17 protein-coding genes and 7 tRNA genes are annotated in these 25,467 nt (G+C 30.7%); 7 read left to right on the forward strand and 17 right to left on the reverse strand.

The features are described from left to right. Nucleotides 1–15: 15 nt before the first annotated feature. The 3 genes from pgmB to BVC87_RS20435 all read right to left on the reverse strand — a co-directional run bounded on the left by pgmB (nt 16) and on the right by BVC87_RS20435 (nt 3,214). Entirely contained in the window at nt 16–687 is a 672-nt protein-coding gene (gene pgmB, locus BVC87_RS20425; RefSeq protein WP_075344266.1) for a beta-phosphoglucomutase, read from the reverse strand. Then, complete coding sequence (locus BVC87_RS20430) at nt 680–2,056, reverse strand: MFS transporter (RefSeq protein WP_075344267.1); 1,377 nt, start codon at nt 2,054–2,056, stop codon at nt 680–682. The genes pgmB and BVC87_RS20430 overlap by 8 nt, the downstream gene beginning before the upstream one ends. A 141-nt stretch (nt 2,057–2,197) precedes the next feature. After that, nucleotides 2,198–3,214, reverse strand: coding sequence for a LacI family DNA-binding transcriptional regulator (locus BVC87_RS20435; RefSeq protein WP_075344268.1), 1,017 nt, complete (start codon nt 3,212–3,214; stop codon nt 2,198–2,200). 357 nt (nt 3,215–3,571) lie between these two features. On the opposite strand from BVC87_RS20435, the gene BVC87_RS20440 reads away from it, so the two are divergent. From BVC87_RS20440 to BVC87_RS20465, 6 genes are all read left to right on the forward strand, one after another. Next, nucleotides 3,572–6,661, forward strand: coding sequence for a SusC/RagA family TonB-linked outer membrane protein (locus tag BVC87_RS20440; protein ID WP_075344269.1), 3,090 nt, complete (start codon nt 3,572–3,574; stop codon nt 6,659–6,661). Nucleotides 6,662–6,674: 13 nt separating this feature from the next. After that, on the forward strand, nt 6,675–8,213 hold the full coding sequence (locus BVC87_RS20445; RefSeq protein ID WP_075344270.1) for a RagB/SusD family nutrient uptake outer membrane protein: 1,539 nt from the start codon (nt 6,675–6,677) through the stop codon (nt 8,211–8,213). 12 nt (nt 8,214–8,225) lie between these two features. After that, nucleotides 8,226–9,323, forward strand: coding sequence for a SusE domain-containing protein (locus BVC87_RS20450; protein WP_075344271.1), 1,098 nt, complete (start codon nt 8,226–8,228; stop codon nt 9,321–9,323). 16 nt (nt 9,324–9,339) lie between these two features. After that, nucleotides 9,340–11,157 (forward strand): SusE domain-containing protein, encoded by a 1,818-nt coding sequence (locus BVC87_RS20455; protein ID WP_075344272.1) that lies wholly within the window; start codon nt 9,340–9,342, stop codon nt 11,155–11,157. Between the two features lie 84 nt (nt 11,158–11,241). Next, on the forward strand, nt 11,242–14,010 hold the full coding sequence (locus tag BVC87_RS20460) for an alpha-amylase family glycosyl hydrolase (RefSeq protein WP_075344273.1): 2,769 nt from the start codon (nt 11,242–11,244) through the stop codon (nt 14,008–14,010). Nucleotides 14,011–14,318: 308 nt separating this feature from the next. Then, nucleotides 14,319–16,511, forward strand: a complete 2,193-nt coding sequence (locus BVC87_RS20465; RefSeq protein WP_075344274.1) for a tetratricopeptide repeat-containing sensor histidine kinase — start codon at nt 14,319–14,321, stop codon at nt 16,509–16,511. 59 nt (nt 16,512–16,570) lie between these two features. Here the strand turns inward: BVC87_RS20465 and BVC87_RS20470 are convergent, their stop codons facing one another. The 10 genes from BVC87_RS20470 to BVC87_RS23885 all read right to left on the reverse strand — a co-directional run bounded on the left by BVC87_RS20470 (nt 16,571) and on the right by BVC87_RS23885 (nt 20,439). Then, a complete protein-coding gene (locus tag BVC87_RS20470; protein WP_075344275.1) occupies nt 16,571–17,671 on the reverse strand; it encodes a slipin family protein in 1,101 nt (366 codons plus the stop codon). A 426-nt stretch (nt 17,672–18,097) separates the two neighbouring features. Continuing rightward, a tRNA-OTHER gene (locus BVC87_RS20475) sits at nt 18,098–18,161 on the reverse strand. 778 nt (nt 18,162–18,939) lie between these two features. Continuing rightward, on the reverse strand, nt 18,940–19,425 hold the full coding sequence (locus tag BVC87_RS20480; protein ID WP_075344276.1) for a ribonuclease H-like YkuK family protein: 486 nt from the start codon (nt 19,423–19,425) through the stop codon (nt 18,940–18,942). Nucleotides 19,426–19,454: 29 nt separating this feature from the next. Beyond that, a tRNA-Phe gene (locus tag BVC87_RS20485) sits at nt 19,455–19,527 on the reverse strand. Between the two features lie 5 nt (nt 19,528–19,532). Further along, a tRNA-His gene (locus BVC87_RS20490) sits at nt 19,533–19,605 on the reverse strand. 67 nt (nt 19,606–19,672) lie between these two features. Then, a tRNA-Lys gene (locus BVC87_RS20495) sits at nt 19,673–19,745 on the reverse strand. Nucleotides 19,746–19,841: 96 nt separating this feature from the next. Next, nucleotides 19,842–19,914, reverse strand: a tRNA-Pro gene (locus BVC87_RS23555). 5 nt (nt 19,915–19,919) lie between these two features. Then, nucleotides 19,920–19,992, reverse strand: a tRNA-Asp gene (locus tag BVC87_RS23560). A gap of 177 nt (nt 19,993–20,169) precedes the next feature. Next, nucleotides 20,170–20,242: transfer RNA gene (locus BVC87_RS20500), tRNA-Cys, on the reverse strand. 68 nt (nt 20,243–20,310) lie between these two features. Next, nucleotides 20,311–20,439 (reverse strand): hypothetical protein, encoded by a 129-nt coding sequence (locus BVC87_RS23885; protein WP_262509534.1) that lies wholly within the window; start codon nt 20,437–20,439, stop codon nt 20,311–20,313. 666 nt (nt 20,440–21,105) lie between these two features. Between BVC87_RS23885 and BVC87_RS20505 the strand changes: the two genes are divergently transcribed. Continuing rightward, nucleotides 21,106–21,678, forward strand: a complete 573-nt coding sequence (locus BVC87_RS20505; RefSeq protein ID WP_075344277.1) for a phosphatase PAP2 family protein — start codon at nt 21,106–21,108, stop codon at nt 21,676–21,678. Nucleotides 21,679–21,791: 113 nt separating this feature from the next. Here BVC87_RS20505 and BVC87_RS20510 read toward each other — a convergent pair whose 3' ends face one another. From BVC87_RS20510 to BVC87_RS20525, 4 genes are all read right to left on the reverse strand, one after another. After that, nucleotides 21,792–21,983 carry a hypothetical protein gene (locus BVC87_RS20510; RefSeq protein WP_075344278.1) on the reverse strand — a complete coding sequence of 64 codons (192 nt, stop codon included), beginning with the start codon at nt 21,981–21,983 and terminating at the stop codon, nt 21,792–21,794. Nucleotides 21,984–22,098: 115 nt separating this feature from the next. Next, nucleotides 22,099–24,039 (reverse strand): tetratricopeptide repeat-containing sensor histidine kinase, encoded by a 1,941-nt coding sequence (locus BVC87_RS20515; RefSeq protein WP_075344279.1) that lies wholly within the window; start codon nt 24,037–24,039, stop codon nt 22,099–22,101. 135 nt (nt 24,040–24,174) lie between these two features. After that, nucleotides 24,175–24,720, reverse strand: a complete 546-nt coding sequence (locus BVC87_RS20520; protein WP_075344280.1) for a 3'-5' exonuclease — start codon at nt 24,718–24,720, stop codon at nt 24,175–24,177. 165 nt (nt 24,721–24,885) lie between these two features. Then, a partial coding sequence (locus BVC87_RS20525; protein ID WP_317041744.1) for a tetratricopeptide repeat protein occupies nt 24,886–25,467 on the reverse strand: 582 nt, incomplete at its 5' end.

Below are 25,467 nucleotides of genomic sequence, written 5' to 3' on the forward strand. Positions count from 1 at the left end.
TGTTTAATTCGGGGGTTAAATTGTTGAGTGTTGTTTATTTATTAATTGTGCCACAAAGCTTTCAGATATTTCAGAGAAGTCTTTGAATACAAAATCTGCTTCGCTAAGTACGCTTTCTTCTCCAATTCCAATTGATATCATATTAGCCGCATTTGCTGCTTGTATACCAGCAATTGAATCTTCAAAAACAATGCAATGTTCTGGTTCAAGATCTAATTGTTTTGCAGCAATTAAGAAAACTTCTGGATCTGGTTTTGCTTTGGTAACATTAGTGCCATCTACTATAGTATGAAACGTTTCGAATAAATGCACTTTTTTTAGTATTGTTCTCGCATTTTTACTTGCTGAACCTAAAGCAATTCCTTGATCTCCTGACTTCAGTAGGTTCAAAACTTTTGGAACATCTACCAAGATTTCATCTTCAGTCATAGTATCAATATATGATAGATAATCTCTATTCTTTTTATCCATCAATTGAAGAAATTCTTCTTCTGAAACGGATACTCCACCCCAATCCAAAATTTTCTCTAATGATTTTACTCTACTTACACCTTTTAACTGTTCGTTTTGATGTTCTGTAAAATCTATTCCTAAATCATTAGCTAATTTTTTCCAAGCTAAAAAATGATATTTAGCGGTATCTACTATTACACCATCTAAATCAAATATGAATCCTTTTTTATTCATTTTCTATTTCGTATGTGATTGCTTTTCTGTTTGTAATTAAAAAGTTAGATAATCCAGCAAGAATGAGACTTATCCCTGCTACTGTCATTGCATTAATTGCTCCTTCACCCAATAAACTTGAAATGAATACTATTCCTCCTAATGCCGCTATAATCTGTGGAATAACAATAAACATGTTAAAAATCCCCATAATTACTCCCATTTTTTTCGGATCAACAGAACTAGACAACATAGCATAAGGCATAGAAAGAATACTACCCCAAGCAAAGCCAATTAATATAAACGACACAGATAAATATTCATGTGAAGGAATAAATTTCATCATTAAAAAACCTATTCCTCCTAAAATGAGAGACCCCATGTGCACAAATTTTCTATTAATTCTTCGCTTAGAAGTATATACAACTAATAGTAAAGCAAATGCCATTGACGATAAACCATATATTCCCATATATGAGCCTACAGAATTAGAGGCTTTTTGGAATTTAGTATTTGCTAAATCATAAGCTTTTTTATCCTGATCATTATCCATGTTGAATTCGCTTTTTACAGGTGCAGGAGCCTCAAAAACATGCTCGGTTAACGCAGGATTGGCCATACTCCACATGGTAAAAAAAGCAAACCAACTGAAAAACTGAACAACTCCTAATTTTTTCATTGTTGTTGGCATACTTCCTATATTGTTAAGTATGTCTGGAATAAATTGATTCTTTTTTACTTTTTCTCGTTCAAATTCTTCCATATCCTCAGGTGGATACTCTGAAGTTGTAAACACAGTGTAAAGTATACTTGTTAAAAAGACAAAACCTCCAATAGCAAAGGCTATTTTTACCGACATAGGTACTACACCTTGTGCTGCAGAATCACTTACTCCTAATGTAGAAACCAACCATGGTAAATTACTGGCTACCCAAGTACCTATACCGATAATTAACGTTTGAACTACAAATCCATAAGAACGTTGAGATTCAGGAAGCTTGTCTGCAACCAAAGCTCTAAATGGCTCCATAGATATATTAATAGAAGCATCTAAAACCCATAAGAAACCAGCAGCTACCCACAATGCAGGTGAATGAGGTACAAAAAACAAAGCTAATGAACTTAATATGGCTCCTATTAAAAAGTAAGGCCTTCTTCTACCCCATTTAGGACTCCAAGTTCTATCACTTAAATATCCTATAATAGGTTGTACTATTAAACCTGTTAAAGGAGCTGCAATCCACAGTAAAGGAATTTCATCTTTTGATGCTCCTAACGTTTGAAAAATTCTTGACATAAATCCTCCCTGAAGGGCGAATCCAAATTGAATTCCAAGAAACCCAAAACTCATGTTCCAAATTTCCCAGAAACTTAGCTTACGCTTTTTCATTATCGTGTATATAAGTTAGTTCATACTACGATAAGCGATTAGACTTATCATTTCGTTTTTGCGGAAATGAAGATTATTGATAAGTCTATTTATTTTGGCTGTAAATATATAATTTTTTCTTAAACAGTTTAAAAAAACTGTTTAAGATTTACTTGATTCTCTTATTTTTATGTTACTAGATATCACTTTTGTTTGGGGCACCATGTCATTTTTCTGATCTTCAATTCGATCTATAAGCAGCTCTGCAGCTTGTTCTCCCATAGTAAATCCATGTTGAACTACCGTGGTAATCGATGGTGATGAATATTCAGATATCAAACCATCAGTAAAACCAATTACCGATATATCATTAGGAATATGTAATCCTCTTTCTTTTGCTATTCGTATCGCTATTGCTGCATAAATTTCATTTACTGCAAATATTGCATCTATATCTTGATCAAATAACGTTTTGATTTGATCATAAATACTTTGTTCTTCATCAACATTTATAATAAAGCCTTTTGCTACAGAAATTGAAGCTTCATTTAAAGCTCTTTCATACCCTTGATATCTGTGCAAACCAACTGTAACATGCTCAGGAGTGGTTACAATTCCTATTTTTTTACATCCTATTTCTATCAAATGTTTAGTAGCTTTATAACCAGCACCAATATCATCTACTATGACTTTATCACAACGAATAGAGTTGTGTACACGATCAAACAAAACCAGCGGTACTTCATTCTCAATTAAATTATAAAAATGATCTAGCGCTTTATTGCGTAATGTTTCTGTAGCTATGGAAACAATTAAACCATCTACACTACCATTAGTCAGTACATTTATAGTTTCTATTTCTTTTTGCTGATTCTCATTAGAAAAGCAAACCATTATGTTATAACCACGTTCATTAGCTACTTTTTCAACCCCACTAATCACTGTTGAAAAGAAATGATGCACAATTTTAGGGAGTATTATACCAATTACTTTTGTTTTTTGACTTCTTAACTGTAAAGCCAAATTATTAGGTCTATAATTATAATAATTTGCATAAGCCTTAATTCGTTCTTTAGTTTCTTGACTAATTTCATGACTATCTCTTAAGGCTTTGGAAACGGTTGAAGTAGACACTCCGAGTTCTTTTGCTATTATTTTAATCGTAATTTTTGGTTTCATATTTTAATATACTTGTAAAAAAGCGAGGTTAGATTTATTATTTTTTATTGTTGATTTTATGACATTATTCCTGTGTCTTTTTTGAAGAACTAACAAAAAATGATTGCTAATTTTGTGAATACATTTTATTGTTGATTTAATTGTAATTTTTATTATAATATTTTACAAAACTGATAAAAAAAATACGTTATATTATTAATATGTTAAGCTAAAGTTAAAAAGTTATCAACACGAAAACGGTTTCGTAGTAAATATGCGTACTGAAGCGTCATTTTAATAGCTATATTCACATCGCGGAATAAAGATTATTGATAACAAACTAAATTCAAATTTACGTATTTACTTAAGAATTATTACATGAAAAAAAACAAACTATTTTTCAGTTTTCTTCTAGTGTTTTTTTCTTTACTAAGTTATGGTCAAAAAACCATTAAGGGTACAGTTACAGAAAAATCGACAGGTGAACCATTACCTGGAGTATCTATCTTAGTCAAAGGGGATTTCAGGGGAACTGAAACAGATTTTAATGGTAGTTATAGTATAGAGAATTTAAAACCTAGTGATATTTTAATTTTCTCTTTTGTTGGTATGAAATCTCAAGAAGTATCTGTTGGAGATAAAACACTAATTAATTTACAACTTGAAGAAGATGGTCAAATTTTAGATGAAATCGTTGTAGTAGGTTATGGTACAACTACTGTAAAAGATGCTACAGGTTCTGTTGAAGTAGTTTCTTCAAAAAAATTTAATAAAGGATCTATTGTATCAACAGATCAACTTTTAACTGGTAAAGCTGCTGGTGTTAGAATTACTAACAATGGGGGATCACCTGACTCGGCTCCTAATATCAGGATACGTGGGGGATCATCTTTAAATGCACAAAACAATCCCTTAATTGTAATTGATGGGGTAGCTATTGGTAACGATAATCCTGCTGGTGTTTCTAATCCATTAACTTTAATTAATCCAAACGATATTGAAAGTTTTTCTATATTGAAAGATGCTTCTGCTACAGCAATATATGGTTCTAGAGCGTCTAATGGGGTAATCATAATTACTACTAAACAAGGTTCATCAGGAAAAACTAAATTCAATTTTTCTTCAGATATTTCAATTAGCAACGCAGGAGAAGGTTTAGATTTTATGGATGGACAACAATTCTATAACTTTATTGAACAAAACTTCCCTACTCGATTAGGTCAGTTAGGTGTTCCTGTAGGTAGCGTAGTTACTAATGAACAGCCTGTACAAATAATAAATGGTAGAGCTATTTATAATACAAATTGGAGAGAAGCAATTTTAAGAACTGCTATAACTACAAATACCAATTTTAGTGTTGGAGCTAATTTATTTGATAAAATTCCTTTCAGAGGATCTTTAGGATATACAAAAGCACAAGGAATTGTTAGAAATGATGACTATGATAGGTTTACTTCTTCATTAAAGTTAACTCCAAAACTTTTAGATGATCATCTAAAAATTGATGTTAACGCAAAAACCATTTTTGCTGAAAAAAATGCGATTGATACTGGAAGTGCTATTAGAGAATCGCTTCAATTTGATCCTACAAAACCAATATTCAATACCTCTCCATCTAATAGGTTTGGGCAATACTATTTAACAACATTTGATGATGCTGGTAAATTCAGAAGAATTGTTCAAGGAAATCCTTTAGCTAGATTAGAACAAAGAGAAAGACCTGAAAATGTTTTACGTTTTTTAGGTAATATTGAATTTGATTATACAATGCCATTTTTACCTGAATTACAAGCCGTTGTTAATTTAGGTTTAGACGCTTCTACATCTGAAATAGAAGAAACTTTTAGTCAAAATTCTTTTGAAACTTATCAATTCGATACAGATAATGACGATATCAACAACAATTTCCTTTTTAATCCAGGTGTAAACTTTAGAGAAAATCAAAATATTACTAATACAACTTTAGAAGGTTATTTAAAATACGAAAAGGTTTTAGAAGAGGAGTTCATCAATAAATATGATATACAAGCTGGATATTCATATCAAAACTTTGAAAACGATGGTACACAAGATAGATTTATTTATAATAACGTAACTGGAGTTAGAGAAGCTGTTGTAAATCCTGCTAATCCTAACTTTAGATATTTCAATGTATTAAATTTACAATCTTTCTTTGGAAGAGCTAATGTTAGTTTATTAGATAGATATTTACTAACATTTTCTATTAGAGCTGATGGCTCTTCTTTATTTACCAAAGAAAATAGATGGGGATACTTCCCTGCTGCTGCATTAGCTTGGCAAATAGATGAAGAAGACTTTTTAAAAGACTCTAATTTTGTACATAATTTAAAACTTCGTTTAAGTTGGGGTAAAACAGGACAACAAGATATTACTGGTGTTGTAGGATTTTATCCTTCTATCCCATTATTCTTAGCTGGAGACAACAACAGTCAATATTTCCCTAATTCGTCAATTTATTCTGCTCAGGCATTTAATCCTAACTTAACTTGGGAAAAAACTTCTACATATAACTTAGGTTTAGACTTTTCATTATTTAAAAATCAATTATTATCAGGTAGTTTTGATATTTATAGAAGAGTAACAACGGACTTATTAGCTGAAGTACCTATTCCTCCGGGACAAGCTTTAACAAACGCTTTTGTTGATAATGTAGGAGAAACGGAAAGTAAAGGTTTTGAATTAAATATCAATTCTTCTATTATTGATACTGAAGATTTTGCTTTTAAAGTAAATGGTAATATTGCATATAATAAAACTGAAGTTACGAGTTTAAACGGTTTAGATAATATCAACGCTGGTGGTAGTTTAAGAGGTACTGGAACAGATTTATTAAGACATGCTGTAGGGCAACAAGCTGGTAGTGCATTTGTATTTAAACAAGTATATGATACAAATGGTAATCCTATTCCTGATTCTTTTGTTGATCTTAACGGAGATAATCAAATTACGGATAGTGATAGATATTATAAAGCTATTTCTCCAAACTGGACATACGGTTTTAATTTAAGTTTTAACTATAAAAACTGGGATTTAACTTCTAACTTTAGAGGACAAATTGGTGGTTATATCTATAACTTTGCTCAAGTTAATTATGGTTTCCTTGAAAGTGCTACAAGCTCAAGTCAAAATAATCTTACCAATGTGTTAGATTTTAATAATGGAGCAGCTAATCCTGTATTTAATAGTGTGAGTATTGTAAATGGTAATGGTCAGTTTTCAGATCACTATCTTGAAGATGCTACCTTTTTAAGATTAGATAATATTACTTTAGGACATAGATTTTATAATATTATTAAGAATGGAACAGTACGATTATATGGTTCAGTAATGAATCCATTTATCATAACTGACTATACAGGTTTAGATCCTGAAAACTTTGGAGGAATTGATAGAAATGCCTATCCAAGACCTACTGTATATACTTTTGGTATTAACGCTGATTTTTAAAAAGACTTAAAAAATGAAAAAATTTATAACACTAATAGGTTTATCACTGACCTTTTTGAGTGCTTGTACTGGTGATTTAGATGTGACTCCAGAAGTAGAGTTAAGTTTGGAGCAGGTATTGGCTAATGATCCAAATGCTATCGATGGTTTAATTTCTAAACTATACGGATCGTATGCTTTAACAGGACCTACAGGACCTGCTAGTACGGATATTGTAAGTAATGATGCAGGAGAAGGTGCTTTTTTAAGAGCTATCATCAATTTACAAGATTTCACTGCTGATGGAATGAAAAATAGATGGGGTGATGATGGTTTAGACCAACTTACAACAACTTCAAACTGGGATCAAAACAATAAGTTTTTTAGACTTTTCTTTGATAGAGCTTATTTTACAATTCCACAATGTAATAACTTCATGCAAATACTTGATGGAGCTGATTTTCCTAATGAAGAAAATATAGCCGCTGAAACTCGATTTTTAAGAGCTTTAGCATATTATAACATCATAGATGTATTTGGAAAAGGTGTATTAGCAACTGAAGAAAACTTGGGACAACCAGACTTTTTAGAAGAATCTAGTAGAGTTGAATTATTTAACTATGTTGAGTCTGAATTATTAGAAATAGAGCCTGTTATATCTGAATCAAGCACTTATGGTAGAGCTAATAGATATGTAGTAGATATGTTATTAGCAAAATTATATATTAATGCTGAAGTATATACAGGAACTGCTCGTTGGGATGATGCAGCTACTTATATCAATAAAGTTATTAATGAAGGAGGCTATAGTTTAGATCCTAATTTTGTAAAAGTCTTTTCTGCTGATAATAATACTTCACCTGAAATTATATTTCCATTAATTGCAGAAACAATTTCTAGCCAAAGTTATGGAAATACTACATATTTAGTTAATGGTAATTTAAGTTTAGATACTATGCCTTTAGCTCAATTCGGAGCTACGGGTGGTTGGACAGGTCATAGAGCAACTAAAGCTTGGTATGGATTGTTTGGTAATTTAACTACATCTACAGATGTTCGAGCTGGTTTATTTTGGACAAATGGTCATAATTTTGAAATGAATGATTATAGAGAATGGACAGACGGATATCCTTCAATTAAGTTCAGAAATACAAATTCTGATGGTTCAGGAACTCCAACAGAATTTTCTGGAACTGACTTCCCTTTCTACAGATTGGCTGATGCTTATTTAATGTATGCTGAATTAGCCTTAAGATCGGCTAACGGAACAAACCTAGGAGATGCCTTAAATTATGTGAATGCTGTTAGAACTCGAGCAGGAGCTTCAAATATAACAGCCGCTGATTTAACTTTAGATTTTGTTCTTGATGAAAGAGCTAGAGAATTAAACTTAGAAGGACATAGACGTTCTGATTTAATACGTTTTAAAAAATTTACTGGAAATAGCTATTTATGGCCATGGAAAGGGAATTCAGTTAACGGTGCTTCAATACCTGAACATTACAAATTATTCCCAATTCCTGCAACAGCTTTACAAGCGAACCCTAATTTAAAGCAAAATCCAGGATATTAATAATATAACAACATGAAAAATATATATATCAAAATTTCTTATGTACTAGTTTTCACACTAGCTTTAGGAATTATTGGATGTAGTAATTCTGAAACTTTTGTAGTTTCAAATAATCCAACTGCTCCAGTATTAAATACTATTTCTATTAGTGATATTGAAATTGATCGAGTAAATGTTAATACACCTGCTTTAACATTAAACTGGGAAAATGCTGATTTTGGCGTTCAATCTGTAGTAGCTTACGATATTCAGTTTTCAAGTGATGAAAACTTTACTAATCCAGTAACTGCTTCTTCAGTACAAGGTAAAAACTCAGTTACTTTCTCTATGGGAGAATTAAATACAAATGCTGGTAATGCTGGTTTAAATCCTTTTGAATGGAGCAATTTATATGTAAGAGTTTCAGCCTCTTTGGGTAGCCAGAATGGAGTTCCAACACCTTCTAATACTTTAGTTTTAAATGTATTTCCTTTCTTTAATTATATTTTCGATGATTACTTTATTGTAGGAGATGCTACATCTCCAGGTTGGGATAACAATAATAATAACCCTGCTTTATACAGAGATATTGATAATCCTAACTTATTTACATACACAGGATATTTTGGAGGTGGTTTTTTCAAAGTTTTACAAACTAAAGGTTCATGGACTCCACAATGGGGAACTAATGACGGTACTTCAGTTGAAGTAAATCCTGGTGGTGGAGATGATCCTGAAAGATTTCCTGATGCAGGGGGAACAAATATTACTCCAGGATTTTACACATTCACTATAAATTTTGGGACAAATGATTTTTCTTTCGAAGCTTTTGATGCAACTGGAATCACTAGTCCAACTAGCCTAGAAGCACAAGGTAGTTCTTTAACTACTTCTGTAGCCCTTACCCCACTTGCTTTTGATGGCCACATATGGTATGCTAACTCGGTAAGATTATTACCTGGTGAATTACAGTTTTTAGCTAACGGAACAGATGCTTGGGGTAGTGATACTTCTTTCTCTGGTATAGCGACTGTTGGTGGTGCCAGCATTCCAGTACCTGTTGAAGACGATTATGATATTTGGTTTAATGATTTAACTGGACAGTACATACTGATTCCTTTAAACATTTAATTTAAAAGACTTTAAAATGAGTAAATTAATAAATAAAATAGTTATTGCATTTGTAGCTACCATGTTTATGTTGGCTGCTTGTGAGAATGAAGAGAATTTAAATATTACTTCTCCTGAGCCTGTCTTTACATTAGACACCCCTGGTATTTCAAATGTATTTTTAAATTTTGCTTTACCAGATAATCCAGCGTTTACGATTACCTGGAAAGATGAACTTACCAAAGACAACAATACCTATAATATTGAAATGTCTAAGGATGAAACCTTTGATTCTCCTGTAGAATTAGGGCAAACTGAAGGTACAAGTTTTTCAATGTCTGTTACTGAATTTAATGCAGTATTGAAAAATGCTGGTTTTTCTTCTTTTGAAGAATTACCTGTACATTTTAGAGTAAAAAATGGGGAAAAAATTAGTAATTCAATATTCTTACTAGTAACTACTTATTCTGTAGAAATTCCTTCTATTACTGCTCCTGATGCTACATTTAGTATCGTGCTATCAGATTTAGATCCTGAAGCTGTAGCAACCACTATAACTTGGGCAGATCCAGAAATCAATGATAACAGTACTGCTGCTATTACGTATAGATTAGAATTAGCAGAAGCAGGTACTAATTTTGCAACTCCTTTAATGGTTGCTGAATCTTCTGAGTTAACTTATGACATTACACATGGAGCGTTTAATAATTTAGCTTTAACTGCTGGTTTAGTTGCTGAAACAAGTGGTAATCTTGATTTAAGATTAGTGGCTACAACTGCAACAGACTCTGGTGATTTAATAAGAACTTCAGATACCGTAACAATCGCTGTTACTCCATATGATGTTACCTTACCTTCTTCTTTATTTGTTGTAGGTGCTGGTGCTTTAGACGCTGGATGGGGATGGGCCTCTCCTGTTGAATTACCTTTACAAGGAAAAGTATATTCAGGAAATATTAGATTAACACCTAATGGTGGTGGAAACTTCAGATTCTTTACAGTTAGAGATGATTGGGGTTCTGGACAAAATTATACGTATTATGCTGATAGAGGTTATACTTTTGATCCTAATTTATCTGACGCAATGGACAGTGATAACAATTTCTTATTTACTGGTACAGAAGGTGAATACTTTATAGAAATTGATACAGAAAATGAAACAATAACTTTAGGACCTCCTGTTGTAGGACCAAACTGTGTTCACGATCAACTTTGGGTTGTAGGTGCTGGTGCTGTTGATGCTGGATGGGGATGGACTTCACCAATCAGAATCAGATGTACTGGTAATGGTTTATACCAAGGTAATATCAATCTTACTAATGACGCTTTCAGATTCTTTACTGTTAGGGACGACTGGAATTCTGGACAAAACTATCCTTTCTTCGGTAATGATGGTTATACCATTAATTCTGATTTAGTGAATGCTAGTGACGGAGATAGTAATTTCTCTTTTACGGGTACACCTGGTGAATACTTTTTAACGGTTGATACTGTTAACAAAGAAATTAAATTAGAACCTAAAAATACTACTTGTGAGTTTGTAGACTTATGGATAGTTGGTGCTGGTGTTCCTGATGCTGGTTGGGGTTGGGGATCTCCAATTCAATTTTCTTGTGTTGATGTAGGATTATATAAAGCAAATGTTAATTTTGCTAATGATGCTTTTAGATTCTTCACTGTAAGAGATGATTGGAATTCTGGTAGAAATTTCCCTTATTATCAAACTGAAGGCTATACTGTTGATACTAATTTTGAAGATGCAATGGACGGCGATAATAACTTTAGGTTTGTTGGTACACCTGGTACTTATACCATTTATATGGATACAATAGCAAAAACAATTACTTTAAAGTAAATTTAACCATAAATATACCTAAATTCAAAAGCTATTCTATCTCTATAAATTAGTGGATAGAATAGTTTTTTTAATTAACTAAATATGAAAAAATTTACAACAATATTATTCTTATTATTAGGGGGTATCATAACTTTTGCACAGCAGCAAAATGTTACGTTTTCAGTTACACCTAGTTCTTTTGATGAAAATGAACAAATTACAATTACTGTGAGTAATGTAGATCCTTCGGCTTGGGGAGTTACTGATATTTATTTGTGGGCTTGGTCTTTTGATACTAACAATGCAAATATTCAAAATTCACCAACTAATGGTACTTGGGGTAACTCTAATGAAGCTCAAAAATTTACCAACAATGGAGATGGTACCTATTCATTTAGCTTCACTCCTACTACGCTGTATGCCAGAACAGGTATTGGTAGAATAGGAATGCTAGTGAAAGCTAAAGATGGTAATGGTGATAAAAAATCTCAAGATCAATTATTTGATGTAGGTAAGTTTCAACTCACGTTAAATTCACCAAGTGCCAATTCTATAATTGATGCTGGTGATAATGTAATGATTACTGCCACCGCTAGTTTAAGTGCTAACTTTAATTTAAAGGCTAATGGTACTTCAATAGATACACAAAATAATAGCACAAATTATTCTTTAACTAGATCTGTAAATGAAACTACAAATTTTGAATTAGAAGCCACTAATGGCGGAGAAACTAAATCAGTTACTTTTCAAGTTATCGTTAAACCCACAGTTGTTGAAGAAGTTTTACCTGCTGGATTAAAAGATGGATTAACAGTAAACGCTACAGATCCAACAAAAGCTACTCTAGTGCTATATGCTCCAGGAAAAGAATTTGTTCATGTTATCGGAGATTTTAATAGCTGGACTTTAGATAATGTTTATGCCATGAAAAAAGATTCTAGTAAAGATCGCTTTTGGATTGAACTTACTGGGTTAACAGCACAAACTAATCATATGTATCAATTTTTAATTGATGGAACTTTACGAGTTGCTGACCCCTACTCTGCCATTGTACTTACTGAAAGTAATGATCAATTTATTAATAGCGTAACCTATCCTGATTTACCTGCTTATCCAACAGGGCAAACCAATCATGCTGTTACATTACTACGCACCGGTGATACACCTTATGTTTGGGAAGTTGACAACTTTAGTAAACCAGCTAAAACTGATTTAGTAATTTACGAAGTTTTATTACGCGATTTTGATGCTTTACATAGCTTTGATACTTTAAAAGCTCGATTAGATTATATTCAAACTTTAGGCATAAATGCAATTGAATTGATGCCTGTAAGTGAGTTTGATGGAAATGAATCATGGGGATACAACCCTTCATTTCATATGGCTTTAGATAAATATTATGGAACTCAAAATGCATTTAAACAATTAATAGACGAATGCCATAAAAGAGGAATTGCTGTAATTTTAGATATCGTTTATAACCATGCTACAGGTCAGAATCCATATTATAGAATGTGGAATACTGTAAATGGTGATTATGGTGGACAAGCTAGCGTTGATAGTCCATTTTTTAATCAAACTGCTCGTCATTCTTTTAATGTATTTAATGATTTTAATCATAGTCAACAAGCTACTAAAGATTATGTAAAGCGTACTATTCAATTCTGGATGACAGAATATAAAATTGATGGCTTTAGATGGGATTTAACTAAAGGTTTTACTCAAAATTGTAGTGGTTCTGATGATTCTTGTACTAATGCTATGCAAGCTGATAGAGTTGCAGTATTAAAAGAATATGCCGATTATCAATGGGATATAGATCCAAATTTCTATGTTATTTTTGAGCACCTAGGAACCAATCAAGAAGAAAGTGAATGGGTAAATTATCGATTGTCAGAAGGAAAAGGTATCATGATGTGGAGTAACTTAAATCATGCTTATAACGAAACTACTTTAGGTTTTCACTCAAGCTCTGATTTTTCATGGATCGATTATAAAAATAGGGGTTGGACAACTCCAGCTAATATTGCCTATATGGAAAGTCATGATGAACAACGTCTTATGTATAAAAATTTACAATTCGGAAACAGTAATACTTCATATAATGTAAAAGATTTATCAACTGCATTAAATAGAACAGCAAGTGCAGGAGCTTTTTATTTTACAGTACCTGGACCAAAAATGATTTGGCAGTTTGGTGAACTAGGGTATGATGTAGATATAGATTTTAACGGAAGAACAGGTAATAAACCTATTCGTTGGGAATATCTTAATGTTGCTGATCGTAAAGCTATTTATGATTTATGGGCAAAACTAATTGCGCTAAAAAAACAAGAAGATATTTTTAGAACTTCTAATTTTACATTAGATGTAAATAATAGTAACGGATTAAAGAAAATTCAATTGACTAATGACAATACTTCTGACGATTTACGTTATGTAACTATTCTTGGTAATTTTGGAATTACGACACAAAACATAACTCCATCTTTCCAACAAGTAGGTACTTGGTATGATTTGTTAGATCCAACAAATACAATTGATGTTACAAGTGTAAATGCTTCTATCACATTAGCTCCTGGAGAATTTAAAATTTATGGAAGATCTGCAGTAACATTATCTACAGAAGATGTATTGAATGAAGAAACTACCATGGTAGTGTATCTGAATCCTTCGGAAGACTACTTCAAAATTAATACGCAAGTAGAAGATATTATAGTATATGACATTACAGGTAAAGAAGCCTTAAATTTCAAAGGAAAATATGAAGAAAATCATACGTTCCGTCTAGGCAGTTTATCTCAAGGTCTGTATTTTATAAAAGGCAAAACAAACGATAACTTGTTTTCTTACAAATTGTTTGTAAGGTAAATCCTTACGTTAAAGGTCGTTCAAATTGAACGGCCTTTTTTATTATACTCTCCCTTTAAAGATTCTTTACTATATATTCACTTTTTGATTATAAATTCTTAACTTTTTTTATTTTGGTATGTAATGAATTAGTTCATTTTAATTCTATTAAATATTCACCCTAAAAATAAAACACACATTATCAGTTGTTTGAAAGTTTCACAATTCAATATTCATATCCTTATCTTTGGTTAGAAGACAACATTCAGCATCCATCAACCATTTTCTAAAAAATCTGAATTCTTGTATTTATTTCCAAATTAATCGTCATGAAAGAATTAAAACTCCTATATCTGTTGATTTTTATTTTTATCATTCATAATGCCTTTTCTCAAAGAAATACACAACCATGTGATTCAATTACAAAAAGAGCAAAATCTATTCTAAATATTGAAGAAGCTATAAAATACAGTAAAAATCAATTACCTTTTGTAGATAATAACTGTAAATTAATATTATATGATTTTATAGGAGCTAAATATTACGAAAGTAGAAAACTTGATTCTTCTTTAGTATATTATGATAAAGCAATCGCCATAAGAGAATCTACAAATAATATTAAAAAAATTGCTAATATTTATTCATTAAGAGGTTTTTTACTTACTATAAAAAATCAAAAAGAAGAAGCTAAAAATTCATTAGACAAGGCGAAGAAAATACTCGACAACTATCCAGATAGTGATAATTGGCAATCTTATTATTCCGGAAGAGCTAAACTTGCTGATAAAAATAAAGAGTATGAAAAAGCTATTTTATTCATGGATTCAACAATTGTACTCTACGAAAGGCTAAAATTAGAGTCATCTCTTTCTACTACATATCATAACAAAGGGGTCTATTATTTAAGATTATCAAATTATGAAAAAGCTATTGAGTCTTTAATGCAAGCTTTAAAAATAAAGGAAGATAATAAAATGAATCCTAGTACAATTGCAAATACATTATACCTCATCGGGATTTGTAATATGCGTTTGAAACAACCTGAAAAAGCAAACCCCTTCTTTGAAAAAGCTATACAAAAGTCTAAACTAACCAACAGCAAGTATATTAGGTTATTGTGTTATACTGAAATGGGAATATCAGCTAGATATCTTGATAATAATGACAAGGCTATTCAGTTTTTGGATTCTGCTGAAGTAATTGCTAAAAAAAATAATGATAACGCCCGACTCTCTCAAATTTACAAAGAGAAAGGTATGATATACTTAAAAAACGAAAAAGAATTTGCTAAAGCGGAAGAATTTCTAACGAATGCTTACACCATTGGAAAAACTTCTAGTCAGCACTTAGTTACTGTATCTAGTATTAATGGAATTATTGAATTGTATTTAAAGAAAAAGCAATATGGAAAAGTACAGCGCTATTTGGAAGATTTAAAAGAAACTATTTCACATAATGATGTTGCGTATTCAAAAGAAGCAATGCATAAATATTATAGTGAATATTATGAACATACAGGAAAGCCTAATTTAGCACTACAACATTTAAAAAAGTATCATAAGATCAAGGATTCAATTTCGAATAGTGAGGTAAAAGCTAAAGTTGTTGACTTAGAAAAAAAATATGAAACACAAAAAAAAGAGCTCGCTATAGCGAATCTAACAGAAGAAAAAAAACAACAAGAATTCAAGATTCAAAAAGCTGAAACACGTAAAAATTTATACTTAATAGCTACTTTATTTTTATTAGTAGCATTATCATTAGGTATATGGGCTTTTATGAAATTACGAAAACAGAGAAAAGAATTAATGACTATGAATCAAGTAAAAAATCGTTTCTTTTCTATAATTGCTCATGATTTAAGAGGGATGATACTTCCTTTCCAAAGATCTGGTAAAATTTTAAAGCACCATATAGAAAAAGGTAATTACGATAAAACTATTGTACTATCTCAAGCTTTGGAAGCAAATTCAGAACGACTTTCAAATACATTAGATAATCTTTTAAATTGGTCTTTGAAACAATTAAATGGATACAAAATGAATCCTGTTTTGTTATCAGTTCAAGAAGAACTTAAAGAGATTGTATCTGGCTATGAACAGCAAGCAAAATACAAACAAATAGATATTGAAATTGTTGCTGAGGAAGCGATACAAATTGTTTTTGACAAAGGTGCTTTTCACGTAATATTTAGAAACTTAATTGGAAACGCATTGAAATATACTGAACAAGGTAAAATTCAAATATCATGTCAAAAAAAAGATGGAAATTTAGTTTGTTCTGTTAGTGATACTGGAGTTGGAATGACTACAGAGCAATTAAACTCTTTATTCAATATAGAAAATAAATACACGACAAAAGGAACTCAAGGAGAACAAGGTTCTGGTTTAGGTTTAAACCTTGTACATCGTTTTATTGAAATGAATAATGGTAATATCAAAGTTTCATCAGAAAAAGCCAATGGAACACAATTTGAACTCAAAATACCCACAGTAATAGAACCCGAATTGGAGCTTAATTAAAATAAAAAGAAGGATTCTGTACTGTTTTGTACTATTGAATCCTTCTGTATCTGAGAACTTTATTTATTTACAGCAAAAATTTCTTTAAGCTGTTTTACCATATTACCATTTCCAGAAACAGTAATTTCTCCAATTTTATCTGCAATTTTCTCTACATATTCCATTTCTTTTAATTTAAACAACATTTCATTTTCTTCCATCAATTTTGCTGTATTTAATAAACTTCTGGTAGAAGCAGTCTCTTCTCGTCTTGTAATAATATTTGCTTGTGCTTTCTTTTGAGCTACTAATACCTGATTCATAATTTCCTTCATATCACCTGGTAAAATAATATCTCTTATTCCACAATATAGAATGATTACACCTAATTTTTCTGCTACTTCTTTAGTAGCTTCCAACACTACCGCAGAAATGTTTTCTTTATTTTCTAGTAATTCATCTAATGAATATTGACCTACATATTGACGCAAAGCCAACTGCATAGCTACATATAATTGTTTTTCATAGTCTTTATTAGCTAATAACGCTTTTTCTATATCCGTAACTTTATAATTGGTATAAAAGTTAATTCTAATATTCGCTTTATCTTTAGTTAATAATTCTTGACCTGCAATTTCTAGTTGCAATTGACGAGTATCTACTTTTCCTACCTTAACTGAGATATTGTTTTTCCAAAACCTATAGGTTCCGCTTGTTAAAGTTTTAGTATACACATCATCAATTAGTAATACCGCTTTTTCATAAGAAAATACTTCAAAAACTCTAACATGCTTCGCTAATTCATAATTTGAAAATAAAGAGGTATCAATAGCTTCAGTTATATCAATTTTACTTGTATCTATTCGTACAAATGTTCTATTTATCAATCCTTTCCAATATACATGTCTTCCTGCTTGTAAAATAGATTTGAAATTTTCATTTTCATACAATAGAACTAACTCATGATCTTTTACTTCAATTACCTCCAACATATTAACTAAACTTTCATCTTGCAATAAAATTTCTAATGCTACTGTTGAATAAAATTGTTGTCTTAGGTCATATACATCCACACTTTCATAAAATCCTAACCAATGTACTCCTTCAGTAATTATTTTTAGATAGTTTCCATTTTTAAAAACTAATCCTACTTTTCCTTGTTGAATTCTTACTCTTTTCATTTTCTATATGTATTAATTTTTTATTTCGTTATCAACGGATTGAAACCACATATTTTCAATCGTATTTTAATTTCTTTTTTAAGTTAAATGAAGCATTATTAATGCTCTTAAACCTACGGACATACTCATTGTAAAACTATCTACATATTGTTTTTATAAATGGATTAACTATCATAATTCATAGTTAACTGACATATAAAAAGTCTATATTTCATGTATTACTAGATGAATACAGCAAGGTATGTTTATGAGTGTTGTTAAAAACAACTCATTAACAACACTTCATTTATTTTGAGATCAGTTTTAAAAGATGATCAGCTTTATACAAACCTACAGTGACAGTGTAGTAACCTGATTATATCAAGTTGAATTAACCCACGTTATAAATGTGGTGCTCTAGCCAATTGAGCTACGAGACTCATTTCATAGTCTCGACAGGATTCGAACCTGTGCAAAAATCTATCGTTCTAACCAACTGAACTACATAACCATTAGATTATGACGGGATTCGAACCCGTGACCTATAGAGTGAGATTATTTTTTGGCAAATAACCGAAACCTTCAAGTCAAGTTGTACATACAAACCTAATACACAAATGCAAAGTTGTATACAATAGTGCTATACAGAAACACCCAACTAGACTCGCTTGATATTTTCTTGTCATAATGATTTTTTATCAATAACGAAAATCTCGTTTTTAAGACAAAGATTGCTTCAGTTCCCCTTCGATAAGCTCAGGATCCGTTCGCAATGACATTTATTATTTTTTCAATGAACTTTTGTACCTCTTATCAGATTCGAACTGATACTCCTTTTATTAAGGCAGATTGGCTCTAAATGCGCTTCCCTACACTACATCTTGTGTATTTCGGTGCTTCTGCAAATTCTATTCATTAGTAAGTAGATTACTAACAACATCATCCAATCACTCCATGGTTACGAATAAAAGTCTTTTACCACAGCACTTCCCTTTATGCTAAAGAGGTTTATTAATTCATTCATTGTAAATACACTGAAATAATCTATTTTGATTTTACAAATTCCTTCATCATAGTGTCTTCAGAATGACATTTATTATTTTTCAATGAACTTTTAACTTTGCCTCACTATATTCCCCGATATAGTGAGGCCTACTTTTTCTTCTCAATCTTCCCTCCTCTTTTCTATCTTTTTCATAATTACACTGCAAATATTACACAGTATTGCGCATTGTTTTTGCGTAGTAAAAAAGAATTCAAATTTTTTATTGATTTTAGTACAAGAAACATCAAACTACTTTATCTGCACATGACGAACTTGCAAATGCATAAGGCTTTGCTTTAAATTCAAACCCCATTCCTAAAATGTATCCCATCGCATCTTTTAAAGCTACATTAGATTGAAACTTAGCATCTGTATTGATATCAGCGTGTACCTCTAAAGCTACATTATACTTATCTAAAATATTACAAATAGCATAGGCTACTTCAACAGACATAGTCACTTCTTTCAACATACATTCTTTAATACTAATTTGTTTTGTTCCTTTTAAATTTCTCATAAACATAAATCCACCTTTTCCTTCTCTTAGTACTACAACTGCTGTTGCATACTCAATATGAGATTTATAGGCTTGAGAATCTGATCCTACACAAATTTTTAGATTATAACCTTCACTTTGTTCTTTAACAATTGCATTTTCAATAATTGTAGTAATTGGTTCATTGAACACTTTACCACTAAAATTTCTCCATTTCTGATTAACAATTTTCATTTTCCTACTTTTTAATTTCTCTTTTTTTGTGGAACAAATAGGGTTCGAACCTATATCTTCGGTGCTTCAAACCGACGCATTGACCAACTTTGCTATTGTTCCTTTTTGGGTGATTCCGGGGCTCGAACCCTATTCTTCTCATCCACAATGAGACGTTTTACCAGTTAAACTAAAACCACCATTTATTTTTTAGTAATCAGTAAAAATATACTGTCAACTGTTTACTGAAATACTTCACACTTACTTAGTGAGGCATTGGGATTCGAACCCAAGACTTCTGTGTTAAAAGCACAGTACTCTACCAACTGAGTTATACCTCATTTTAAATGACTTGGGATATCTCTTTTCCTTCTTCAGCCATGAATAATTCACAAATCATCCCAAGTCATTAAACACACTCTCCTTTCTAGATTTAGTCTGAGAAGCAGGACTCGAACCTACAACCTCCTGCATCCAAAGCAGGTAAACAACCAATCGTTATCTTCTCAGTTTAGCGGTTCATACGAGAATCGAACTCGTATCTCCCGAGAGACAGTCGGGAAGGTTAACCATTAACCGCAATGAACCATTTTTTCAGTTATCAGTTGTCAGTGATCAGTCATCAATAATTTTTTGATAACTGTTTATCGATAATTGATTATTGTAATTATCATCGAGACAAGAATGAGATTGCTTGGCATCTCATTTAGCCTAGTTTTGGATTTACATAATTTTCAAACAAGTTTGAAATTATTTCAATCAACGAGACAAGAATGAGATTCGAACTCATAAAAAGTGGAGTTGCAGTCCACCGCCTTAACCTTTCAGCCACCTTGTCATTTTTCATAAAAAAAGCATCTCGTTTTACGGAGATGCTTTTGTGTTATTATATATATAAATTTTATATTAATTTATATCGTCATAATATATCTCCTTTGATAAAATGAATAATCTATCTCCACATAACTGAAGATCTAATTCCGGTGTTCTAAATCGGAAGTGACATGCTATACTATGTTTTGAATATTGTTTCATTTTATATTGTTTTTCTAAATGTCTTTTTGTTTGTTTTGACGATGCAAATATGAAATGTATTTTTCAATTACACAAATAAAAAATAGACTTATTTTATTAATTATCAATTGTTTAAACAAAAAAAGACAATAGATTTCCTATCCATTTTTCAACGGATTTTTAACATGTTCACAAAGGCCTGTCTCTCAATTGTTTTCAGTTTTTATCGCTTTATGTTATTTCTTTTAATTGCGCATTTTCTTTTTTAAATTTTTTTCATAAAAAAAGCGTCCAATTCAATTGGACGCTTTCATTTGTATATTTTTTATTCTAATTTATTTAAATCATTCTTTAAAATTGTACACATAGCATCCCTTTTCGCTTAATTCTCGGGCGAAAATCATAAGAACAAAGTCCTAATTGTTTGCTATGTACTGCTGTACTATTCATAATTCTGTTGCAAAACTAATTATTTTTTATAATTATTCTTATTATTTTATTTATTAACTTCACATTTAGGCTATTCATCTAATGAATAATGCTTCCTAAATTAAATATTGACACTTTCTTTTTAAAAGGTAGTATTTTTGAATCATCATAAAATTCAATCAATTTTTTAACAATAAAGCCTTTTAAATTCAGTACAATTGTTACTATTAGGTTCCCCTTTTTATCAATTTAAAACAAATGATCAAAAAAATATCTAAATTCATTTTTATCTTTTTATTTATAATTAAAAGTCAACTTTCTTTCGCGCAACAAGAATTAACTTCTACTGAAAAATTTCATGAAACAACTGGAGATGTATTGGTTGGTCTACTCCCTGCATTATCGCTAACTTCAACATTTATATGGAAAGATGGTCAAAAAGGGACACTACAGTTTTCAAAATCATTAGTTAGTACTATCGCTATAACTTGGGGAATGAAATTATTAATAGATAAAGAACGTCCGAATGGAGAAAGTTTGAACAGTTTTCCTTCAGGACATACGTCAATATCTTTTGCAAGTGCAGCTTTTATTCAAAAAAGATATGGATGGAAATATGGTGCTCCCGCTTATGTTTTAGCTGGTTATGTAGGTTTTTCTCGTATTCAAGCGAACAAACACGATGGATGGGACGTATTAGCTGGAGCAATAATTGGAACGGGAATGAGTTACATTTTTACAAAGCCTTTCGATAAAGAGAGTAATTTAAAGTTTTCTACAGGCTTACTTGACAATACTCCAACACTAAAATTAACCTATACTTTTAAATAGTTTTTTACTTTAATTGTATAAAAAAACTGATTTTGTGCTCTATATAAGTATAAACACAAAATCAGAATTTTTAACTCTTAAAAAAAGAGATTCCTTTTAGGGACTTCTTTTGATTAACAAATGTAAGTACCTCCACCAAACCTAGGATTTGGGTTTGGTACATAACAACATACCTTTACTCCTCCTTGGTAAATAAAAGAACCATCTCCTCCACAAATTGGTTGTAGAAAATCTAATCCTCCATTTACTTCTTTTTGATCTGCTTTGCTTAGGGATTTACCTAAATTACGAATGTTTGAAAACATAGTTTTTAAATTTTATTTAATTAATTATTGCCAATTTAATTAAATCTAAAATCCTAGTTTACCCTGAAATCAGGGGGTTTATTTATTTTACTAAAAATTTAACATTTTTAAATGCTTATTTCAGTAAAACGTTTTCGAATTCTAAAGACTCTTGAAGTTTAGATCTAGCATTTTTAATCATTATATTTACTATGGTTCCTTTATATGAATCAATTTGCAAGATTCCATTAATGTTTCTTACTCGTTCTCTTACACTAGCTAAACCTAAACCTTCCTCTTTTTTGGTGATATCAAAACCTACTCCATCATCAGCAAAAAGTACATTAAGGGAATTATCTTCATACAAATTCATATGAAACTCAATGGTTTTAGCTTTTGCATGTTTAATTACATTGGTCATTAATTCTTGAATAACTTTAAATAATTCAATTTCTACATCTTCTTTAATGTGTAATTCCTCTCCTTTAGGATTCACTTCAAAAACGAGTTCTATATTACTAGCATTGCAGATATTCTTTATATATCCTTCTAAAATATTATAAAATGTATCTTTTACTAGTTTCTTTTTGATAAGATCGTGAGAAAGACTTCTTAGCTCTTCATAGGTTTCATTAATTTGCTGACTTAATTTTGGGTTTTTAACCTGAAGTTTTATAGCTGCTAGATTTCCACCTATGCTATCATGTATTTCTTTTGCTATTCTTTTACGCTCATTTTCTTGTCCTACTAAATTAGCTTTTACCAATTTTAACTCCTGCTCTTTCATTAATTTCTCTATCTTCTGATTGCTAAGTTCATTGTCTTTGAGCTGCATTTTTTGTTGTGTGGATAGTTTTTGACGATAAATAATCAATGAAATAATCACAGGAATTAACAATACTACAAGTGCAATAATGATAATATTTCTTATACTTTTTTGTTTTGAGGTTAGTAGAGCTTTCTTTTCTTTTTCTATTTTTAGAATCTGTATTTCCTTATCTTTTTTAAAGGTTTCATATCGGACTTCTAACTCTCTAATTTCGTCTAAATTTTGTTTTTCCGCTATATTTTTTTTGACTTTAGATAATTGGTTTGAAAATGTATAAGCCTTTTTATAGTCTTGCTTTTCTAAGGCGATAAACTTTAACTGCTCTAATGCCGTTACCTCTTCATTTAATAGCTTTAGTTCTTTGGCATCTATTAAGGCATTTGAAAAAATTAGTTCTGCATTTTTATAATCTTTAAGGTATATAAAATTACTACCTATATTCATTTTAGCATTCAAACGTAATTTATGATATTGCTTTTGAGTGCTAATTTTCACAACTTCATCTAATAAGTAAATTGCTTTTGCTCTTTCATTTAATGCTTGCGCATTATCTGCAAGATTAAAAAGTATGACACTTAAAGCTTTTAAATTTCCTTCTTCACGACTTAAATCTTGTGCTTTTTCCAAGTATTGATTGGACAGTTTGTAGTTTTTATTATTCGCATGTGCTATTCCAATATTTACATAACTTCCGTAAACAATTTCTTTATTTTTTTTATACTGCAAACATTCTTTAAATAACGCTAATGCTTTTGTAGTTTCTCCTTTATAATTATAAGCATTGGCCAGCCCGAATGTAAGCTGATAGTATAACCCTTTTTCATTATACTTTTTGGTTTCTTCTATACCCTTAAAAAACCACTTTCTACTCTCATCAAATAAACCTTGTGTACTATAATTAGATCCTAAAATTTTATACCCTAGAATTTTCCCTCTTGTGGATAATGAATCATTGTGCTTTTCTATGAGTCTTAAGAATGTATTAACGTAAATCATTGAAGAATCTATCAATGATTTACTTTTAAAATAGTTAGCTAACAATAAATTAGCATTAGAAATTCCATAGGTGGTTTTAGAACTCTTTTTGAGCTTATGAGCTTGTGCATATGCCTCTTCAACTTTACCTGTATTAAAAAGTGCAAAAACTTCTTGTATCTTTTCTTTTTCAGAATTCTCTAAATCAACACCTTGTGATGTAAGTTGATAACTAAAGAAAATAAGCCCTACTAAAATTTTTAATGTGTTCATTATTAAGTAAAAATCTTATATGAATAAAATTAGCGTACGGTTTTTTGATCTTACAAAGAAAATACTTTTTAATAAAAGAACTTTAACTTTTATCTTCTTAAAGAACTACTTTCATACTACATTTATGTATCTAAATTAATTATTTTTCAAACTCCAATCTAAAATTTTTGCAATGTTTTTTGCATCATCTATACCTCTATGATGCGTTCCTTCTAAAGGTATATTTAAAATATGTAATGCTCCTTTCATACCCACTTTACGTCTTAAACCTTTGACTTCAGTAAAAAATTCTTTAACATTAATATGTTCTTGCGATAAAGGATATTCAACATTTCTGACTTTACACTGATTTTTAATCATTTTTAAATCGTAGGCACCATAACTTGCCCAAACATATTCTTTAGCATTATAATCTTCTCGGATTTGTTGACAAGCTTCAGTAAAAGAAACTCCTTCTTTATCGAGTAAATCTTGAGTTATGGTAGTCAATTCAGTACAGAACGAACTTACCTCTGAGCGTTCAGGCTTTACTAAAATTCCTTTGTTCTTTGCTATTTCACCAGTTTCAGTATTCAATTCACAAATACCAAACTCTATAATTTCGCTTACTTGTCCTGGAGGTACTTTACCATTCCAACAAGTAGCTTCAATATCTATTATAAGTATTTTATTTTTTTTCATCTGTTTCATTTTTTTATTCATTTAAATTATTGCCTCATCATATCCATGGAGTATGATGAGGCTTCTTTCCTTTTCAATCTTCTCTCCTCTTCTCTTTTTTTATCTTTTTCACAATTACAGCGCAAATATTTAGCGTTATTACGCATTGTTTTTACGTTGTTAAAATTATTTTCTTTTCTTCTTCTTTTTTTTAGGTATTTTATCTTGTATACGTTCTTTTTCAGCTTCTATATCAGAAATAAATCCATTATTGTATGTATGTGTTTTTGCTAATTCTAATTGTTTTAATGCTTTTTTATATTCCTTTTTCATCTCTAATAAAATAGCTTTCTTAACATATAAAACTGATTTATCAGATCCTTTAATTGTTAAAGCAAAATCAATTAATTTTCCAGCTTCCTCCAAATCTTCATTCCATAATAACACATTGATATAATGAGGATAAATATGAAATGCATTGATATCTTCAGCTAAAGCTTCAGCATAATAACTTTTAGCTTTTTCATAGTTATACAAGTTTTCAGCATAAATACGTCCTAGTAAACACAATACCATGGTATTTTTCTCATCGTAAGCTAATGCATAAGTTAATGCTTCCATTGCTTCTTCTAAATCATATGGATATGCATCTAATGCTTTAAATATGTAATTGTTTGTAAGTGTTTTCATTTTGTTTTTAATTTTACTAACCGTCATTGCGAGTGAAACAAAGCAATCTGTTGTTTTCCAAGCTAAATTCATGGTGAA

Source organism: Tenacibaculum agarivorans, assembly GCF_001936575.1.
GTDB classification, from domain to species: Bacteria; Bacteroidota; Bacteroidia; order Flavobacteriales; family Flavobacteriaceae; genus Polaribacter; species Polaribacter agarivorans.